This is a genomic window from Acinetobacter rudis (assembly GCF_000829675.1).
In the GTDB taxonomy this organism is placed as follows: domain Bacteria; phylum Pseudomonadota; class Gammaproteobacteria; order Pseudomonadales; family Moraxellaceae; genus Acinetobacter; species Acinetobacter rudis.
Genome location: NZ_BBRX01000011.1, coordinates 24,516 through 41,924 on the forward strand (window position 1 = coordinate 24,516; position 17,409 = coordinate 41,924).

Genomic DNA, 17,409 nt, shown 5'->3' on the forward strand with positions numbered 1-17,409 from the left:
CTCAATATGCTTGGTTTTTTTATCAATAAAGAAAAATCGTTCTTACTTTTTAAATGGAAAAGCGTATTTCGCAATACGACCTAATACTTGTCCATATTGTTTAAACAAGCTGGCATTGTTGTAGTTTAAACCAAATTTCTTACATACTGCTTCGACCTTCGGTGCCATTTGACGATAGCGACGTGCAGGAATATCAGGAAATAAATGATGCTCAATTTGGTGGCTTAAGTGACCTGTCAAAATATGGAATGCTTCAGAGCCTGTTAAATTCGAAGAACCGCGAATCTGACGCATATACCAATGACCACGACTCTCTTCCTGCATCACTGATTTTGGAAAGACTTCAACATCCTTGGTAAAGTGACCACAGAAAATGATACTAAATGTCCAAACATTACGAATACCATTTGCCGCTAAATTGCCCAAAAATACGGGTGCTGCCGCAGGGCCTGCAATGAGTGGAAAAAACACATAATCCCTAAACATTTGCGTTGCTGCTTTTTTCTGAACTGGCTTCCAATCTTGATAAAGTTGTTTTTTAGTTTTTTTACCAATCAGTAACTTACCAATTTCTAGGTTTTGTATCGCTACGCCCCACTGAAATAACAAGCAAAACGGAATACTATAAATTGGTTGTAAGAGATAACCAGGTTTCCAGCGTTGTTCTGGAAATAAACGAAGTAAACCATAGCCAATATCATCATCCATACCCTTAATGTTGGTATAGGTGTGATGTTTGAAATTATGCGTCTGGCGCCAGTTATCCGAAGTCCCCACGGTATCCCATTCGTAATCACTGCCATTAAAACGAGGATCATTCATCCAGTCATATTGACCGTGCATTACGTTATGTCCAAGTTCCATGTTTTCCATGATCTTGGCAAAACCGAGTAATCCTGTACCCAACAACCATGCAGGAGGGAACCAACCTGCAAAGAGGCAAGCACGACCTAAAATACTGCTATAACGAATCGATGCATAGACACGTTTGATATATTTAGCATCTTTTTCACCAATATCATCTAATACCTCTTGGCGAATCGCATCTAACTCTGCTGCCAATTGGTCAAGTTCAGACTGGGTTAACTCACGGTTTTTCGGGTTCTTAAAGTATTGCAATTTCACTGGCATATTCATAAATTGGCTCGCTTATAGATCGATTACAAGGTCAGTTTCAGCAGTATTCACGCAAATTTTCAGTGCATTACGTGGTTCATGATTGGTACTTCCATTGACCAAATTTCGACTCGATCCTTGAACTTTTTGACATACGCATTTATTACAAATGCCCATGCGGCACCCATGTGTGGGTTTTAAATTTTGTTGTTCTAAACCGACTAAGATCGATTGCCCTTTGGGAATGGTCACAGTCGTATTAGACTTGCTTAAAGTCACCTGAACCGTACCTGTTGTTTCAGAAGGTTCAAGATTTAAACTAAATGCCTCGCTCTTAAATACTTCAGCAGATGCAAGTAATTGCTCTGCTTGAGCAACAAAAGCAGCTGGGCCACAAGCATAAACATGACTTTGTTCAAGTGAACTTAACCCTTGTAGGTGTGATTCATTTAAACGAGAATCAGCCTGCGGTTCTTGGGTATAAAAAAGATGAACTTTAAAGTTGGCATGCTGCTGTTGTAATTGTTCTAGATAACTCTTAAACGCAGCGTCTTCATGTTTTTTTACCCAATAAAACAACTGTACTGGATATGATGCCCCATCAATAAGCCACTGGGTAATCAGACTGTACATCGGTGTAATACCACTACCTGCTGCAAATAAAAGCAATTCTTTACACTGATTGGTTAAGCACATATCACCGTATGGCTGACCAAACTCAAGCACATCACCAACTTCAATTTTTTCATTTAAATAGCTACTGACAATACCTTCAGTCACTTTTTTGACACTGAGTAATACGTGCTGCGCATCTATCTGGGTCAAACTGTAGCTTCGCTCATAGCGAGATCCTGCGATCTCAACAATAACAGGATGGTGTTGTCCAGCTTGACCAAATTGAAAGTGACGATTGACTTTAATTTTTAAACTACTCATTGAAGCAACGCTTTGATCAATTGCCACAACACGACCTAGCGCTTGGTCTACAGACCAGATTGCATTAAAACGCTGCAACCAAAAGTTTGCCATATCCGTATCTAACACACTGTTTAGTACTGGCATTTTAGATTTTATTTGACTTATCGAGGTTTGCATAACCGAGGGTCCGAAGCAAAATTTAGTTTACTATACACTTGTATATATATTCGTATATACAAGTGTTTTGTATCTATTCGTTTCACAAGCCCTACTTCCATGGCTATAATAGCGAAGTCGTTTAAATTGCATTCTTTTATGAACCCTAAATCCGCGCAACTCACTGTTCCTGTAACGAAACTTGATGCTGAAATGCTTCAAGAGAAGGCTGTTACTCGTCCTGTGGGGCGTAAAGCGACGATCACCAAAGATGAGTTATTCCAAGCTGCGCTCAATCTGATTGGTCCACAAAAAAGTATCTCCTCACTGAGTTTAAGAGAAGTGGCACGCGAAGCAGGTATTGCACCAAATAGCTTTTATCGTCACTTTCGTGATATTGATGAACTTGCTATTGAACTGATTGATCGTTCAGGTATCGTATTACGTCGTATTTTACAGCAAGCACGTATTCAGGCGAGTAAACAAAACAGTATTATTCGAAGTTCAGTTGAAGTCTTTATCCAACAACTAGATAAAGATGAAGGTAATCTTAGCTTATTGCTCCGTGAGGGCTATACAGGCTCAACATCATATAAACAAGCTGTTGAACGACAACTCATCTACTTTGAACAAGAACTCAATGAAGACCTTATTCGCTTAGAAAAGCTCAATAACAGTCATCTTTCTCATCCTGATATTGTGGCTAAGGCCATCACACAATTGGTCTTCAATATGGGTGCCAAAGTGATTGATATGCCAAAACAAACACGTAAAGAAGTTGCTGAGCAGACCATGATTATGATTCGTATGATCTTAGAAGGCGCTCGCCATATCGATCAATCGAAAATTCAGTAAAAATAAGATATTTATTTGCACCACTTTAAAAGCCAATGTGTAAATTTACAAATTGGCTTTTTTTGATTTCAAACACATATGGCGAATCTCGTACATAAACATGTATAGTAGGCACCATAACAATTTTTTGCTCACGCTTTAACCTCAGCCCATTGGGATCAAAATGTCTATTTCTCGTATCGATCAATACAGTATCTTTGCCAGTTACCTCCTCATGGCTATATTTTTGATCTTACTTATACCCATGCATTTACTGGCCTGCTTTTTTGCAGGTTTTGTGATCTATGAAATAATCGATAGTTTAGGTACATACTTAGAAAAATATATTGATGGGCAACGTGCGCGACTGAGTATTAGCATTATTTTAAGTATAGTGGTGGTGACTTTTCTGGGTTTAGCCATCAGTAGCTTGATGAGTTTTGTGATTCATGATTTACAAGGTCCTAATCGTGAAGTTATTGGGCAAAAAATGGATATTGCATTACAAGGTCTACAACAAGAAATTGTGCAGTATATTCCAAGTTTTATTCCTTATACCTTAACTGAAATTAAAGATACTTTTTTCAATCTGATGAAAGAGAATATCACCACACTAAAACATACAGGTACAGAGCTAATGCATAGTTTTGCTACCATGATTATTGGTATGGTGGTCGGTATTTTAGTCTCTCTTAATCGCTTACATCACGCGCATGATCAACCAGTATTTAAGCATGCCCTAATCCAACGTATACGTAACCTATCAACATCTTTTAAGAACGTAGTCTTTGCTCAAGTTAAGATCTCAGCAATTAATACCTTGTTATTTATGCTGTATGTTCACGCGTTCTTACCGATCTTTGATGTCCACCTACCCTTTGCTAAGACCTTGACCATTTTAACGTTTATCTTTGGTCTGATTCCTATTATCGGTAACTTGATTACCAATACCTTAATCACCCTTTCAGGATTGACCATTTCTATGGCAGTTGCTGCGATGTCTTTGGGTTACCTGATTTTTATTCACAAGCTTGAATACTTTATTAATGCCAAAATTATTGGTGGTAAAATTCATGCAAAATCATGGGAAGTCCTGCTTGCAATGCTAATTTGTGAATCTATCTTTGGCTTCACCGGTTTAATTGCAGCGCCTGTGTTTTATGCATATATCAAATTAGAACTGAAAGAGGCGAAGCTGATCTAAACTTGTTATTGACGTCAGTAAAAGCCCAAAAAATGCCTGACATTGTATATAACAAGTCAGGCATTTTTATATCCGTGATGAGTTAAGCAGCTTAAGGCTTAACGACCACGATCACACGAATGGCTTCTGGTGTAACTGCCAAACCATCAAGTAACTCAAGACCTTCTTTTTGCAACTTCTCAAGACCTTGAATCTCATCTTGACGAATACTTGGATTGAACTGTTTTAAATAAGTTAAACGATCAATCTCATATTGCCATTTCTTCGCAAAGAACGTTTTCGCTTGCTGCTTCATTTCTGGTAAAGAACCACGAGCAATTTCAAGTGATTGTGCATAACGTTGTTCAATCACTTCACGGCGCGCTTTCACCACTTGACGACCGCTATTGCCATCTAGATGATGTAAATAAGGTTTAATGATTTCAGGATCAATTTTCAAAGAAAGATCTTGGCCATTTTCGCTAAGCAATACACGAATCAACTGCTTAGGTAGGCTTTCAGGTAAGTTCAATGCCTTTGGAGCAACGACATCAACCTTAAACCACACTTCAAGTAAGATCGTTCCTGGTTTCAACGCATTGGTTTTTAACAAAGCAACGTTAGTACTACCAAATGATTGAGTTTGGATCATCTCAACCACACTTTCAGTAAACGGATGTTCCAAGGTTAAATACTGTGCATCTTCACGAATTAAAGCTTGATCACGATAGAAAGTAACCGTCATGCCTTCTTCATCAATATCCAAACCTTGAACTTGCATCTGATCGGTCGGTTTAATAATCACCGTACCGTTACTTTGCTCATCAAAATCAATATTGGTTGAAGCCATAAAACGCTTCATAAACATAGGTAAATGACTATTGTCATCGTAGTCTTCGAGCGCTGTCACAATCTTGTCAGCCACGACAGGTCGACAAGAGTTGTACTCAAGCAAACGATCTCGGCCTTCTTGTAACTCAGTTTCTAAGGCTTCACGTTGAACACTTACTGCTTCTAACAAATCTTCAAACTGTTGACCTAAATCTGCCAATAAGCAGTCTTTAAGTTCAACAATAAAGTTTTCTTGTAGAGTTTGTGCTGTAGGTGAAATATTCCCAAAAATATTCAGTGCTTCGTTATACCAACGGAACATACGCTCCTGCGCAGTACCGATCAAATAAGGCACATGAATCTGAATACGATTTTCTTGACCAATACGGTCTAAACGACCAATACGTTGTTCAAGCACATCAGGGTTAGCAGGTAAGTCAAATAAAATTAGATCTGAAGCAAATTGGAAATTACGTCCTTCTGAACCAATTTCAGAACAAAGTAAGATCTGTGCACCATAAGAATCTTCTGCAAAGTAAGCCGCTGCTTGGTCACGCTCCAATAAGCTCATGCCCTCATGGAACATCGCTGTACGTATACCCGCATGTAGACGCAGCGCATTTTCCAATGCTTCAACCACTGGACCACTACGTGCAATCAACAATACTTTTTTATGTTTCAGATCCTTACGTAAAGCTTCCATCAACCATGTAACACGTGGATCGTATTCCATCCATGTACCGTCAAGTTGTGCTTCCTCAGGCCACATTTGTTCACGTAATTTACCGTCCATTGACCATTGTTCTGGTGCAACTAACGCAACTGGCTGGCAATCACGCCCAGGGAAACCCTGAATCGCTTCACGAGTATTACGGAATAAAATACGTCCAGTACCATGACGATCGAGTAGCTCATGAATAGCGCGATAACGTTGTTCTGGCTCATCTTGAATCGCATGACCTAAGAGTTGCTCAATCGTTGCTAAATGCTCGTCTTGTAATGCTGCATCAGACATCAACACTTCAGCAATTTTGGCTGTATGTTGATACTGTTGTTCTTCATCCAAGAAGACTTCTAGGCTACTAAAACGTTGTGGGTCAAGTAAACGTAAACGTGCAAAATGACTTTCAACACCAAGTTGTTCTGGGGTTGCAGTCAATAACAGTACACCCGGAATGCTTTCAGCTAATTCTTCAACTAAATCATAACGATCATTTGCGCCTTCTTCTTCACTCCACATCAAATGGTGTGCTTCATCTACCACGAGGACATCGAATCCAGCTTCAACAGCTTGTTCACGTAAGTCATCATGATCGATCATCAAATCGACACTAGCAATAATGCATTGTTCAGTTAAGAAAGGATTTAGCTCAGGATCATGTTCTTTGATCGAAGCCGTACGGGTCAAATCAAAGATAGAAAACTTCAAATTGAAACGACGACGCATTTCAATCATCCATTGATACTGTAATGAATCTGGTACTAATACCAAAATACGTTCAGCACGACCTGTTTTAAGCTGTTGATGGATAATCAAACCCGCTTCAATGGTTTTACCTAATCCCACCTCATCGGCAAGTAAGACACGTGGCGCAAACCGCTTACCCACTTCATGTGCGATATATAGTTGGTGTGGAATGAGTCCAACACGTGAACCAATCAAACCACGTAAAGGGCTGCTTTGCATATTGGCTTGCATTTGCAACGCTTCAATACGTAAGTCATACCATTCTTTATAATCAATTTGGCTTGCCAAAATACGCTCTAAAGGCTTTGACAATTGAATCTGTGCACCAATACGCGTTTCATTTAACGCTTTTTGGATTTTTTCACCGTTTTCATTGGTGCGAACAACGTTATAGCGAATCACACCTCTAACATCGTCTAGAGATTCGACTAACCAAGCATTACCTTCTTGATCGTGTACTTCATCATTGATATTGAACACAATACGTGACAATGGCGCTGTGTTTCGCGCATAGACTCGTGTCTCATCACTTTTAGGAAATAAGATACTGATCGACCGCTCGTCAACATCAATAAGTACACCCAAGCCGAGCTCTGTTTCCGTGTCTGATAACCAACGTTGACCAATAGCAAATTGATGCAATTTTTCCACCTTTAATTCTTTAAATAAGGACAATCAAACAACCCAACTTGCGAAATCTATTGATCCAGCCAAAAATGAGCAATCTAAGTGTCTTGCAACGATGTATTTTGACATAAAGCACATACAATAGTCAGTATATTCGATGAGTGTTTAGACTTTTTTAACTTAAAATGGGACTTCACATAAGTATTGAAGCCTTTGTCCTGTAATAGGATGATAAAAACTCAATTGTTGTGCATGTAAACACAATCTTGGCATGAGTTGTTGTTGCTCAGTTGTTGCATATAAAGTATCCCCAACAATAGGATGCCCTAGATATTGCATATGCACACGCAGTTGGTGTGAACGACCAGTAATCGGTGTCAATATGACTCGTGTCACGTCATGACCATCGATCTGTTCATGCTGTTGTACTTTCCAATGTGTTAGTGCAGGCTTTTTCTCATTGGGATCAACCTGATGTAACGGTGGGCGAGTTGGATCATATACCACAGGTATATCTACAGTCCCCTCACCCTCTAGTCGACCTGCGACTAATGCTTGATAAGTCTTATCGGTTTGACGCTCTTGAAATTGACGAGAAATATTTTTTTGCGCGTCTTTATTTAAAGCAAAAACCAAAAGACCTGACGTATCTCGATCCAAACGATGAATCAATAATGTGCGTGGTTCTAGTTCAAGTAATCGATTGATCAAACAATCTTGTAAATCTGGGGTTTTTCCAGGCACAGTCAACAGACCAGCAGGTTTATGAATCAGCATAAATGCATCATCACGATGAATGAGGTGATCTGTTAGAAAATTATTCAAAACTCGATTCCAAGTAACGTAGACTTTGGGCGAGCAATAATAAAAAGCTTGAGACTAAAATACAATGGAAAATTTTTAACTTTATACTTGTAATTAGTGAAAGCACCATAGGCTAGGCACTTCACTCAATCTTTAAATAAAATCAACAGCCCTTAAGGACTGTTGATTTGATGTCTAACCTAATTTGTTGACAATACTGAGCGGTAAAATCTTCATTGCAAGTCCCAAAGGTTGCCATGGCCATTGTGGTACATAAGCTTTAACAGGCTCTTTTTCTATCGCTTTAACCAGTAAACGTGCTCCAGTTTTTTCATCTATCTCAAAGGGCAGCTTTTTCGCGCCCTCATTAAGTTCAGTCCGAATATAACCTGGGAAGATGGTTGAAACTTTAATCGGTGTATTCAATAGATCTGCGCGAATACCTTCAGCCAAGTGGGCAACAGCAGCTTTACTCGCAGCATAAGTGGACAGATGCTTTGGTAAACCACGCATTGCACTCATTGAGGAAATCATAACTAAATGGCCATGATTTTGCGCACGAAAAATCTCAACAGCAGCCTCACATTGTGCCAATGCTGAAATAAAATTGGTTTCAGCAGTTGCTCGGTTAATCTCAAAATGTCCTTTACCAATACGGCGACCTTCTCCAATTCCAGCATTGACAATAATACGATCGATAGTACCGCACTGTTGTTGAAAAGCTTTGAATACTGCGAATACTTGATCATAGTCTGTCACGTCTAATACCTGAGTGGTAACTTTGACCGAAAACTCGCTTTCTAACTGTTGCTTGAGTTGATCTAGGCGCTCTAGACGTCGTGCACAAATTGCCAAATTATACCCTAGACGAGCAAACTCTCGTGCCATGCCTGCACCGAGTCCAGAACTTGCACCTGTAATTAAAATTGTTTTTGTCATCATGCTTTCCTTCAAAATGCTTTGCTTTAAATCACAAGGATGATCTACTCATCACCTTGCAGATTATTTCAATCCTGACTTCGGTTGATCTATGCAATCAACTCGATCAGCTATACCCAAGTCAATAACGTATTTGCTGCGGTGTTCAGTTCAGGTGGCAACGCTAAACTAAAGCAATTCGCTGCCTTTAAATAATGATGCTCGTTTACACTCAATAGATTGGCATTGCTCAATGCAAGTGAATGAGATGGCAAATGTACGCTACTAATACTGACATTGGCCAAAGTGCTGTTGAGCTGAAAAATTTTCGATTGATTTAACGCTAATATCTGCCCAAGTAAGGTAGCAATCACACCACCTGAGCTAAAAACGATAACTTCCTTGGCTTGATGCTGTTGAATACTGATCAACAAATCATCTAGAGCACATTGGACTCGCTGCTGAAAAGCAGACCATGATTCAGTGTAATGAAGATCATTTGTTGCAGACATCCAGTGTAAGACAGCCGATTTAAACAATTGCATGAATTGTTTTTTATCGGTTTGGGCCTGTGCAACAGCAAGCTTAAGTTGCTGAGTTTGTCCACATGCAGCCGCATACTGTTTCAAAATTTCAGTATGATCAAACTCATTCCAACCGCTATGACTTTGCACACTTGTTTCAGTAAAACATTGTTGCAATGCCAAGTGAGCTGTATCACGGTGACGCTGCATTGTCCCTGTAACAACATAAGGCTGCTGTTTAAGTATATGGCCCAAATAATGCCCAAGTACTTTGGCTTGTAATTGCCCAGTTGTAGAGAGCTGATCATAATTGGCCTGCCCGAAACTTGCCTGAGCATGACGAATCAAATAGATCGTGGTCATTTTGCTAAGATTTCCTCAAGTTGAGGCTGATACTGTTCGATCAACTGCTGTGCTATTGGCTGCTGAGTCGCCAACAACTGCAATGCCCGAATATGCAAAGCATGAATCACAATCCAGAAATCTTTAAATGCTGGATTTTGAGTTTGTTTGTGGTAATAGCGATAGTAAATCTGCTGTGCAATAACAGCTAGACGAAATACCCCAAACACTTCATAAAACACCCAGTTTTCAGGTTTTAAACCCGTCTTCTCTAAATAATAATCAACAACTTGTTTTCGGGTCAGCATGCCTTTTAAATGAGTGGGTTGACGACGTGTTGCCTTAAATAATGGACTATCCGTTGCTTCAACCCAATACGCTAAAGCAGCACCCAAATCCATTAATGGATCACCTATGGTTGCCATTTCCCAGTCTAGTACACCAATAACCTTTGTCGGCTCATTGGGATCTAAAATAACATTGTCAAAACGCCAGTCATTATGAATCACGCAGCTGGTTGAATCTTCTGGAATGTTTTGTAGTAACCACTCACGTATATACTTAAATGAAGGCACATTTTCAGTATATGCCTTAGCATAACGTTGGTCCCAGCCTTCGACTTGACGACGACAATACCCTTCTCCTTTACCCAACTGAGCCAATGCTGTTGACTGATAAGGCACTTGATGTAATTCAATGAGTTTATCAATAACATTGATGCACAAATGCTGGATATCGTCCTCAGTTAAGGTCAATTCTGCTGGTAAATTAGCCCGTGGAATCACCCCTTCTATGCGCTGCATCACATAGAAGTCGCAACCAATCACACTTTGATCCTGACACAGCGCCACCATCTTTGGTAATACTGGATAATATGCCGCAAGATTATTTTGCACTTCATATTCACGCTGCATATCGTGTGCTGATTTAGCTTTAGTCCCTTGTGGTGGACGACGCAAAATCAAATCCTGATTCTGATATTTCAAACGATATGTCCAATTCGACGCACCACCAGAATATTGGGTCAGCTCCACATCACCAATTAAGGTTACACCTTGGGACTTTAACCAGTGTTCCACTGCTTGAATATCGAGTGCTTCACCTGCTTTAACTTGCCCGCCCACATCAATCACTGACATCTTTATTATCCTTAAAGCTATTGATCTATCACGTGATGCATCATGAATAAAATAAATACTTCAACACCACGAAACTGCACCTGTTTTATTTTGTTCGGCTACTATAGCCACGTTTTTTTAATTCAAGTTTAGCAATCATCGCCTTATGTACTTCATCAGGACCATCTGCTAAACGCAATGAACGTGCTTGAGCAAAAAATCCAGTCAGCATGCTGTCATGAGAAACACCAGCTCCACCAAAGATCTGAATTGCCATATCTACCACTTTTTGCAACACACTCGGTGCAACGACTTTGATTGCAGAAATCTCAGTTAAAGCAGCCATATTGCCCAAACGGTCCATTTTATTGGCCGCATATAAGGTCAACAGTCGTGCTTGATCTATAGCAACACGGGCTTCTGCCACACGTTCTAAGTTACCACCGAGTTTTAAAATTTCAGTACCAAAAGCACGGCGCTGCATACCCCGATCGATCATTAGCTCTAATGCTTTTTCAGCAGCACCAATACATCGCATACAGTGGTGAATTCGTCCTGGTCCTAAACGACCTTGAGCAATTTCAAACCCTTGCCCTGCACCACCAATAAAATTTTCTAGTGGTACACGCACATTTTCAAAGTTCACTTCACCATGACCGTGAGGAGCATCATAGTCACCAAATACTGGTAACATTCTTTCAATCGTCACTCCTGGACTATCTAAAGCAACCAAAACCATAGAATGTTGATGATGGCGATCTTTACTTGCATCGGGTGTATGAGCCATAAAAATCGCGATTTTCGCATTTGGATCACCTAAACCCGATGACCACCATTTACGACCATTGAGTATAATTTCATTGCCTTCGACTATCGCTGTTGCTTGCATATTGGTGGCATCACTTGATGCAACTGCGGGTTCAGTCATACAAAATACGGAGCGAATTTTTCCATCCAGTAAAGGCTGTAACCATTGTTGTTTTTGTTGCTCTGAACCATAGCGCCACAGGACTTCCATATTGCCACTATCAGGTGCGTTACAGTTAAAGACCGTGGGTGCAATTAAACTACGCCCTGAGATTTCAGCAATATGTGCATACTCTTGTACAGTTAAACCCGCTCCCAATTCGGAATCAGGTAAAAACATATTCCAAAGTCCGGCGGTCTTAGCTTTGGTTTTTAAAACTTCTAATTGCGCAGGCCACTGCCAAGTGGTCCAATCACCACCTACATTAAGCTCTCGAACTTGCTGCCAAAATTCGGCCTCAATCGGTTCTATTTCTTGTTCTATAAAGGCTTGGCTACGCTGAATGAAGTCTTGTGCGCGTGCAGATAATTCAAACATACTGCAATATCCCTAAAGTCAGATGAAGTGCTGTACATCAACATAACCTAAAATATATTATGAATTAAATGATTTAATCCCATACACAACTATGCACAACATTCATAATCAAAATACTGCCTTAGACATCCTAGATTTAAGCCAATTTCATGGTATCGATATTAATTTATATCCGCTCTTTATCGCGATTTTTGAACAACAAAGTATCTCTAAAGCGGCGCATATACTGTGTATTAGTCAATCAGCTGCAAGTCATGCTCTACAACGATTGAGGAACCATTTAAAAGATGAACTGTTTGTTCGTAGTGGTCATAAAATGCGGCCTACAGCATTTTCAGAACAGGTCTACCCCAGCATTCAACATGCACTATTACAAATTCAAGCCATTAGCCGTCCTCAAATGCAATTTGCTGCGGATATGTTACATAACCTTAAAATCGCCGTACATGATGAAGTTGAACCCATCGTCTTCCCTAAAATTGTTCAACACTTTAAGCAACTGAATAGCCAAGTACAGTTCGTGAGTATTAAACTCAATCGTAAAAATGTACTTGCAGATCTCAGTGCTCAACAGATTGATTTTTTTATTGATGTTGAACAAAACCTCGGTGATAAAATCATGACGCAAACGCTGGTTCAAGACCAATTTGTTGTGTGTAGCCAACAAACAACAATGGATAAAGATCTTTATTTAAAACTGCAACATATTGGGGTTTCATCACGACGTAGTGGTGTATTAATCGAAGATATCTATTTAAAACGCGAGCAACTCCCAAGACAGATTTTTTTAAGATGCCAACATTACTCAACAGCACTACAAATACTTGCTCAGCAATCCAACGCCGTATTAACCATCCCAAGACATGTACTCATGCACTTGCAAGTCGCAGATACTGTGAATGTCTTTCCTGCACCCTTTGATTTTCCAACCATGAATCTTGATTTATTTTGGTTAAAAGATCTCAATGACAATCCGAGAATCCATTATTTAAAGCATCAGATAATGGCACTATTTGCTGAAGTCATTTAACAATGCAGTAACTACCTGATTCGTAGTGCTCTGAATCAATCGCACTGCCAGTAAGCAGGACAACCAAATTTCTCAATAAAAAAATCGATGACTGTGCGAACTTTAGTGGGCATTTTTTTCGTATGTGGATAAATCACCGAAATAAATTGAGGTTCTGTATAAATAGTGCCTTGATATTCACTTAACAATGGGATCAATGTCCCTGCTTGGATCTCTTCATAAACCAACCAATCTGGAAACAAAACCAAACCCATGCCCTGCTTTGCAGCAGTTGTTAGAGCTGCAGCATTATTTGAAGTCAACGTTGCTGATATGGCCGTAGCTGTTAATTGTTCATTGGTCTTGAAATACCATTTATTTGGGCCATACACACCTTGATAGACCAAACATTGATGATCAATTAAATCGACAGGACTGTTTATCGTAGCGTGTTGTTTTAAATATTGAGGGCTAGCCAATAAATAATATTGAACTTGATGAAATACTCTTGCATGGAAATTTGAATCAGGTAGATGATTCATCCCAAAGATAATATCTGTTGAAGATTTAAAAGGGTCAATAAACTCATCTGTAAGGATCAGCTCAAATACCAATTTAGGAAAACGTGCATTGAGCTCAGCAAGCCAAGGTACAATATGTAATTGACCAAATAATACAGGTGCATTAAGCCGTACTCGACCTTGAATTTCACAGCGCTGCTCACCGATTTGATCAAAAATATCTGTTAAATTTTGGCTAATATTACGAGCGTAATCTATCAACATCTCAGCATGTTCAGTAGCAATCACAGCACGTGTATTGCGATGAAACAATTGACAGTTAAGACTCTGTTCTAACTGTGAAATCACCCTAGAAATGGTTGAAGGTGCAACATGCTGCAGCCTTGCAACAATAGAAAAACTTTTATGCTCATAGACTAAGCTAAAAATCATTAAAGCATAACCATTGATGTTCTTTAACTGTTCCATTTGTGCAATATCCGCAAAAGTCTATTTGCATATTAGTCGGTTTTCTTGATCAGGCACAACGCTATACTGCGCAATTATTTCCAATGAAATCTGATCATGCAAATTATTATTATCAGTCTAATTGTGCTTGCAGGCATGGGGCTGTCTGTCGAAGCAGGAATTTTAGGCCCACTCGGTCAACGTGTTGGTGATCTTTGGGCGACACTCAGCATCTTTGGTATTGGCGCAATATTAACTTGCTTACTCATGTTGTTTTTCGCACCTCGTCAAGTGGTTTCTTACAGTACTCGCCCTGCATGGGAGTTACTTGGTGGCGTACTTGGACCTATCTATGTAGTTGTACTTACGCTAGCTACGCCTGTCATTGGGGTCGCCTTAACCATGCTTGGTGTACTGGCTGGTCAGATTGCACAAAGTATATTGATTGATCACTTTGCTTGGTTTGCAGTACAAAAACGCCCTATAGATCGTTTTCGTATGATGGCTTTAATCCTGATTGTCTGTGCAATGAGTTTAATTTAGGAGTATCAGCATGGTGATATTAATGTTGTTCTTAGCTGTGTGTGCTGGTGCATTACTGAGTATACAAGCAGCGATCAATGCTCGCTTAAGTCAGTCGGTAGGCGTATTGCGCACCGCATTTCTAACTTTTGCATTAGGTGCATTAATAACCACATTATTGGTTATCTTTTTAGAACCGATTCATACTGAAAATTTAATGACTGTGCCCAAATGGCAATTAATAGGTGCCTTTCTTGGTGTACCTTATATCCTGATTATGGCCTTTGCTGTACAACGTGTCGGTGTGGCAACAGCTACAGTTGCTGTTATTTTTGGACAATTAGTGATGAGTTTAATGATTGATCAACAGGGTTGGCTTAACAATACCGTCATCGAATTTTCATGGCGTCATGCTGTGGCCAGCATGTGTTTAATTTTGGCTTTGCTCTGTATTTATAAGAGTAGCCAAGCTACTGGTGTAGAATCAAAAAATCCTACCTCAGCAAATTAAAAATCTTAGTCAGCTGAAGTAAAAAGCCCCGCAAAATTCTAGATCATCTCTAAACTTTGCAGGGCCAACACAATGAACTTAAGATCAGTTTAAATAAATTCAACCCATGAACTGATCAAATCATCGGTCTTAAAGTACATGGATCATCACCGTGGTAATTCGAGTGCCTTCAAGTTCAGTCACCTCAAAGTCAATTCCTTGATAGCTTAAACGTGATCCAACACTGACTATCCCCTGACATTTATCCAAAATCAACCCTGATACACTTGTATAGTCAGTATCCTCAGTCACAACATCTAACCCAAGAGCTAATTCGAGTTGATACAGATCAAGCATGCCTGATGCTTTCCAAGTTTTTTCGTCAATTTTTTCTAAATCAAGTTGTTCATCTGCATCTGGGAATTCACCAGCAATTGCTTCAAATACATCAAGCGGCGTAATCAAACCTTGAATCATACTAAATTCATCAGTCACCAATACCAATGAACCTTTAGAATTACGCAAGGTATTAATCGCATCGATAACTTTCATTTTTTCGAATATATAAATTGGACGCTGCTGTTTAATTAAATCGTGTAACTGTTGTTCGTTGTCTAATACTGCCAACAATTCTTTAGCACGAACTACCGCTAATACCTTATCTAAACTCCCGCGACATACTGGGAATAAGCTATGCGGCACAGATAAAATCTGTTCACGAATTTCAGCTGGACTATCTTGAATATCTACCCATGAGATCTGATTACGTGGCGTCATAATTGTCGCAACAGATCGCTCAGCTAAAGTTAATACCCCACCAATCATATAACGTTCTTCATCAGCAAAGGTTTGTTGTGCCTCCTGATGTTGCGCAAAGTCGCTCACTGTTTCTACATTGCCACCCATAAGTTTAAATATAGATGCAGCCGTACGGTGACGAATTGGAATTTTTGCAGCATGTTTCGTCGCATTGCGGTGTGTAAATTGGTTAAATGCTTCAATCAAGATCGCAACACCAATACCTGAGTAGATATACCCCTTAGGAATATGGAAACCAAAACCTTCTGCGATTAAGCTTACTCCGATTAATAATAGGAAACTTAAACACAAAATAACCACTGTCGGATGACGATTAACGAACTCAGTTAATGGTTTTGAAGCCAATAACATCATTGCCATAGCCACAACCATAGCCACCATCATTACATAGATATTGTCTACCATACCAATTGCAGTGATCACGGAATCTAAAGAGAAAACTGCATCCAATATGACAATCTGTAAAACAACGGCACTAAAACCAGCATATGCTGCATTACTGGTGACCTTTACTTCAGGTACACCTTCTATTCGTTCGTGCAACTCACTGACGGATTTATATAAGAGGAATAAACCACCCAAGAGCAAAATTAAATCACGCCCAGAGAATGTCCAATCAAAAAGAGTAATCAAAGGCTTAGTCAATGTGACTAACCAAGAAATAGCAAATAATAAGCCCAAGCGCATAATTAATGCGAGGGAAAGACCAATCACACGCGCTTTATCACGCTGCTCTGGTGGTAATTTATCTGCCAAGATGGCAATAAAAACTAGATTATCTATACCTAAAACTATTTCTAGTACGATTAGGGTAAGTAAAGCAATCCAAATGCTTGGATCTAGTAGAAACTCCATTATTTTTTACTCCTAGATGTGCGAGTAAAAAAAATACAATATTTTAATTTTTTAACAGACGAGGGGTCCATTTAATGAATAACACCATTCAACTAAAGATAAATTTATTATGCATAAAACTCTCTGTATTGCTTAATATTTTTTTAGTTATTTTTAGTAATAATTTCCGATCTTGTCATATAAAAAAAACCGACCTTAGTTAAAGTCGGTTTTCATCTTTCTATACTAGAGGCAAGCTATTTAATTCAAATATAGAATTTAAGCTTGAGCCTTGATTTCAGCAAAAACTTCCTGAGCAGCTTGAATCGTAAAATCAATATCTTCATCACTGTGTGCAATTGAGATAAAACCAGCCTCAAAAGCGGAAGGTGCAAAGTTTATTCCGCGTTGTAACATACCATGGAAGAACTGACGGAATTGATCAACATTACATTTCAAGATATGGTCAAAACTACTGATCTCAGTTTGATCGGTAAAGTACAAACCGAATAAACCACCCGCTTGTTCAGTTTTTACAGCCAAACCAACTTCGTCCGCAGCCTTTTGTAAACCACTCATCAAA

The 17,409-nt window shown here is 39.4% G+C and carries 15 protein-coding genes and 1 pseudogene; 5 read left to right on the forward strand and 11 right to left on the reverse strand.

Annotated features, from left to right (window positions below; genetic code table 11):
• Positions 1 to 42 precede the first annotated feature (42 nt).
• Together Aru01_RS02200 and Aru01_RS02205 are read right to left on the reverse strand one after the other, a co-directional pair.
• Positions 43 to 1,137, reverse strand: coding sequence for a fatty acid desaturase family protein (locus Aru01_RS02200; protein ID WP_016655551.1), 1,095 nt, complete (start codon positions 1,135 to 1,137; stop codon positions 43 to 45).
• A gap of 12 nt (positions 1,138 to 1,149) precedes the next feature.
• A complete protein-coding gene (locus tag Aru01_RS02205) occupies positions 1,150 to 2,211 on the reverse strand; it encodes a ferredoxin reductase (protein WP_016655550.1) in 1,062 nt (353 codons plus the stop codon).
• Between the two features lie 192 nt (positions 2,212 to 2,403).
• Here Aru01_RS02205 and fabR point away from each other — a divergent pair, with 192 nt between their 5' ends.
• Complete coding sequence (fabR, locus tag Aru01_RS02210) at positions 2,404 to 3,045, forward strand: HTH-type transcriptional repressor FabR (protein ID WP_228128735.1); 642 nt, start codon at positions 2,404 to 2,406, stop codon at positions 3,043 to 3,045.
• Positions 3,046 to 3,208: 163 nt separating this feature from the next.
• Positions 3,209 to 4,228, forward strand: a complete 1,020-nt coding sequence (locus Aru01_RS02215) for an AI-2E family transporter (protein WP_016655548.1) — start codon at positions 3,209 to 3,211, stop codon at positions 4,226 to 4,228.
• A 91-nt stretch (positions 4,229 to 4,319) separates the two neighbouring features.
• On the opposite strand, the gene rapA is transcribed toward Aru01_RS02215, so the two are convergent.
• From rapA to Aru01_RS02245, 6 genes are all read right to left on the reverse strand, one after another.
• Entirely contained in the window at positions 4,320 to 7,157 is a 2,838-nt protein-coding gene (gene rapA / locus Aru01_RS02220) for an RNA polymerase-associated protein RapA (protein WP_040331092.1), read from the reverse strand.
• Positions 7,158 to 7,313: 156 nt separating this feature from the next.
• Positions 7,314 to 7,910: an RluA family pseudouridine synthase gene (locus Aru01_RS02225; protein WP_155757950.1), complete on the reverse strand. Its 597-nt coding sequence runs from the start codon at positions 7,908 to 7,910 to the stop codon at positions 7,314 to 7,316.
• A gap of 222 nt (positions 7,911 to 8,132) precedes the next feature.
• Complete coding sequence (locus tag Aru01_RS02230) at positions 8,133 to 8,876, reverse strand: SDR family oxidoreductase (RefSeq protein WP_016655545.1); 744 nt, start codon at positions 8,874 to 8,876, stop codon at positions 8,133 to 8,135.
• 110 nt (positions 8,877 to 8,986) lie between these two features.
• Positions 8,987 to 9,742 (reverse strand): histidine phosphatase family protein, encoded by a 756-nt coding sequence (locus Aru01_RS02235; protein WP_016655544.1) that lies wholly within the window; start codon positions 9,740 to 9,742, stop codon positions 8,987 to 8,989.
• On the reverse strand, positions 9,739 to 10,860 hold the full coding sequence (locus Aru01_RS02240) for a phosphotransferase family protein (protein ID WP_016655543.1): 1,122 nt from the start codon (positions 10,858 to 10,860) through the stop codon (positions 9,739 to 9,741). Before Aru01_RS02240 ends, Aru01_RS02235 begins: the two co-directional genes overlap by 4 nt.
• An 85-nt stretch (positions 10,861 to 10,945) precedes the next feature.
• Positions 10,946 to 12,184, reverse strand: coding sequence for an acyl-CoA dehydrogenase family protein (locus Aru01_RS02245; RefSeq protein WP_016655542.1), 1,239 nt, complete (start codon positions 12,182 to 12,184; stop codon positions 10,946 to 10,948).
• A 91-nt stretch (positions 12,185 to 12,275) separates the two neighbouring features.
• On the opposite strand from Aru01_RS02245, the gene Aru01_RS02250 reads away from it, so the two are divergent.
• A complete protein-coding gene (locus tag Aru01_RS02250) occupies positions 12,276 to 13,214 on the forward strand; it encodes a LysR family transcriptional regulator (protein ID WP_016655541.1) in 939 nt (312 codons plus the stop codon).
• Between the two features lie 35 nt (positions 13,215 to 13,249).
• Here Aru01_RS02250 and Aru01_RS02255 read toward each other — a convergent pair whose 3' ends face one another.
• Positions 13,250 to 14,182, reverse strand: coding sequence for a LysR family transcriptional regulator (locus Aru01_RS02255; RefSeq protein WP_016655540.1), 933 nt, complete (start codon positions 14,180 to 14,182; stop codon positions 13,250 to 13,252).
• A gap of 96 nt (positions 14,183 to 14,278) precedes the next feature.
• On the opposite strand from Aru01_RS02255, the gene Aru01_RS02260 reads away from it, so the two are divergent.
• The gene (locus Aru01_RS02260; protein WP_016655539.1) at positions 14,279 to 14,704 is read left to right on the forward strand and encodes a DMT family transporter; all 426 of its coding nucleotides are present in this window, start codon (positions 14,279 to 14,281) and stop codon (positions 14,702 to 14,704) included.
• Between the two features lie 10 nt (positions 14,705 to 14,714).
• Positions 14,715 to 15,194, forward strand: coding sequence for a DMT family transporter (locus tag Aru01_RS02265; RefSeq protein WP_016655538.1), 480 nt, complete (start codon positions 14,715 to 14,717; stop codon positions 15,192 to 15,194).
• A gap of 129 nt (positions 15,195 to 15,323) precedes the next feature.
• On the opposite strand, the gene Aru01_RS02270 is transcribed toward Aru01_RS02265, so the two are convergent.
• Both Aru01_RS02270 and Aru01_RS18315 read right to left on the reverse strand, forming a co-directional pair.
• Positions 15,324 to 16,847: a TerC family protein gene (locus Aru01_RS02270; protein ID WP_016655537.1), complete on the reverse strand. Its 1,524-nt coding sequence runs from the start codon at positions 16,845 to 16,847 to the stop codon at positions 15,324 to 15,326.
• A gap of 258 nt (positions 16,848 to 17,105) precedes the next feature.
• Positions 17,106 to 17,409, reverse strand: a pseudogene (locus tag Aru01_RS18315) (aspartate aminotransferase family protein); the annotation flags it as partial.

Coding starts and splice junctions, on each gene's coding strand:
- Aru01_RS02200 (WP_016655551.1), bottom strand. CDS start 1,137: ATGAATATGCCAGTGAAATTGCAATACTTTAAGAACCCGAAAAACCGT.
- Aru01_RS02205 (WP_016655550.1), bottom strand. CDS start 2,211: ATGCAAACCTCGATAAGTCAAATAAAATCTAAAATGCCAGTACTAAAC.
- fabR (WP_228128735.1), top strand. CDS start 2,404: ATGCTTCAAGAGAAGGCTGTTACTCGTCCTGTGGGGCGTAAAGCGACG.
- Aru01_RS02215 (WP_016655548.1), top strand. CDS start 3,209: ATGTCTATTTCTCGTATCGATCAATACAGTATCTTTGCCAGTTACCTC.
- Aru01_RS02225 (WP_155757950.1), bottom strand. CDS start 7,910: ATGCTGATTCATAAACCTGCTGGTCTGTTGACTGTGCCTGGAAAAACC.
- Aru01_RS02230 (WP_016655545.1), bottom strand. CDS start 8,876: ATGACAAAAACAATTTTAATTACAGGTGCAAGTTCTGGACTCGGTGCA.
- Aru01_RS02235 (WP_016655544.1), bottom strand. CDS start 9,742: ATGACCACGATCTATTTGATTCGTCATGCTCAGGCAAGTTTCGGGCAG.
- Aru01_RS02240 (WP_016655543.1), bottom strand. CDS start 10,860: ATGTCAGTGATTGATGTGGGCGGGCAAGTTAAAGCAGGTGAAGCACTC.
- Aru01_RS02245 (WP_016655542.1), bottom strand. CDS start 12,184: ATGTTTGAATTATCTGCACGCGCACAAGACTTCATTCAGCGTAGCCAA.
- Aru01_RS02250 (WP_016655541.1), top strand. CDS start 12,276: ATGCACAACATTCATAATCAAAATACTGCCTTAGACATCCTAGATTTA.
- Aru01_RS02255 (WP_016655540.1), bottom strand. CDS start 14,182: ATGGAACAGTTAAAGAACATCAATGGTTATGCTTTAATGATTTTTAGC.
- Aru01_RS02260 (WP_016655539.1), top strand. CDS start 14,279: ATGCAAATTATTATTATCAGTCTAATTGTGCTTGCAGGCATGGGGCTG.
- Aru01_RS02265 (WP_016655538.1), top strand. CDS start 14,715: ATGGTGATATTAATGTTGTTCTTAGCTGTGTGTGCTGGTGCATTACTG.
- Aru01_RS02270 (WP_016655537.1), bottom strand. CDS start 16,847: ATGGAGTTTCTACTAGATCCAAGCATTTGGATTGCTTTACTTACCCTA.